We start from the raw sequence: 1,830 nt of genomic DNA on the forward strand, positions 1-1,830 counted from the left end.
GCTCACCCATTGTTGGCGCGGTTTTCGATGAGGTCATCGACGACCGAGGGATCGGCGAGGGTGGAGGTGTCGCCAAGCGCGCCATAGTCGTTCTCGGCGATCTTGCGCAGGATGCGGCGCATGATCTTGCCCGAGCGGGTCTTTGGCAGGCCGGGGGCCCATTGGATGAGGTCCGGAGAGGCGATCGGGCCGATCTCGGTGCGCACCCAGGTGCGGAGCTCCTTCTTGAGCTCCTCGCTGGGCTCCACGTCGTTCATCAGGGTGATGTAGCAGTAGATGCCCTGACCCTTCACCGCATGCGGATAGCCCACCACGGCGGCCTCGGCGACCTTGGCATGGGCGACAAGCGCGCTTTCCACCTCGGCGGTGCCCATGCGGTGGCCCGAGACGTTGATCACATCATCGACCCGTCCGGTGATCCAATAGTCGCCATCCTCATCGGCGCGGCAGCCGTCGCCCGAGAAGTAATAGCCTTTGTACTGCTGGAAATAGGTCTGCTCAAAACGCTCGTGGTCGCCCCAGACGGTGCGCATCTGGCCCGGCCAGCTGTCCTTGATCGCCAGCACGCCCTCGGTCGGGCGCTCGGAGATCTCGACGCCCGAGGTGGGCTCGAGCACCACCGGCTGCACGCCGAAGAAAGGCTTCATCGCCGCGCCCGGCTTGGTGGCATGAGCGCCGGGCAGCGGGGTCATCAGGTGGCCGCCGGTTTCGGTCTGCCACCAGGTGTCGACGATCGGGCAGCGGCCCTGACCGACCTTGTCGTTGTACCAGTTCCAGGCCTCGGGGTTGATCGGCTCGCCCACGGTGCCCAGCAGCTTGAGCGAGGATAGATCGCATTTGGTTACGAAATCGTCACCCTGACCCATGAGCGCGCGGATCGCGGTGGGGGCGGTGTAGAACTGATTTACCTTGTGTTTTTCACAAACCTGCCAGAACCGGCTGGCGTCGGGATAGGTCGGCACGCCCTCGAACATCAGCGTCGTGGCGCCATTGGCCAAGGGCCCGTAAACAATGTAGGAATGCCCGGTAACCCAGCCCACGTCGGCGGTGCACCAATAGACGTCGCCTTCGTGGTAATCGAACACGATCTCATGGGTGAGGGCGGCGTAAACCAAATATCCACCACTTGTGTGCACAACCCCCTTGGGCTTGCCGGTCGAGCCCGAGGTGTAAAGGATGAAGAGGGGATCTTCGGCATTCATCGGCCGCGGCGGACAGTCGGGGCCGGCGGTTTCCATCAGCGCTTTCACGTCCACATCGCGCCCGTCGATCCAGCTGGTCTGGTCGCCGGTGTGTTTGACGACGAGGCAGCGCACCTTATCCGAGCAGTGCAGGAGGGCTGCGTCGGTGTTGGACTTCAGCGCGGTGCGGCGGCCGCCGCGCGGCGCGGTGTCCGAGGTGATGACGATCTTGGCGCCGCAATCGTTGATGCGGTTGGCCAGCGCGTCCGGCGAAAAGCCGGCGAAGACGATGGAATGGATGGCACCGATGCGCGCACAGGCCAGCATGGCATAGGCGGCCTCGGGGATCATCGGCAGGTAGATGACGACGCGGTCGCCGCGCATGACACCCTGCGAGAGCAGGACGTTGGCCATGCGGTTCACCTTGTCGTAAAGCTCGGCATAGGTGATGTGCTGGGCCCGGTCCGAAGGCTCGTCGGGCTCGAAGATGATGGCGGTCTGGTTGGCGCGCTCGGGCAGGTGGCGGTCGATGCAGTTGTGCGCGACGTTCAGCACGCCGTCCTCGAACCACTTGATGTCGACCTTGCCGAAGTCAAAGCAGGTGTCCTTGATCTTCGTCGGCCGCGCCATCCACTCCAGACGCTGGGCC

1 protein-coding gene is annotated in these 1,830 nt (G+C 64.2%); it reads right to left on the minus strand.

Annotated elements, in window-relative coordinates; genetic code table 11:
- Nucleotides 1-2 precede the first annotated feature (2 nt).
- Nucleotides 3-1,830: acetate--CoA ligase (gene acs / locus G0A00_RS26220; RefSeq protein WP_164185618.1), on the minus strand; the 1,828-nt coding region annotated here is incomplete at its 5' end.

Origin of the sequence: Salipiger sp. PrR002 (assembly GCF_010500775.1) — a bacterium.
Taxonomy (GTDB): domain Bacteria; phylum Pseudomonadota; class Alphaproteobacteria; order Rhodobacterales; family Rhodobacteraceae; genus Salipiger.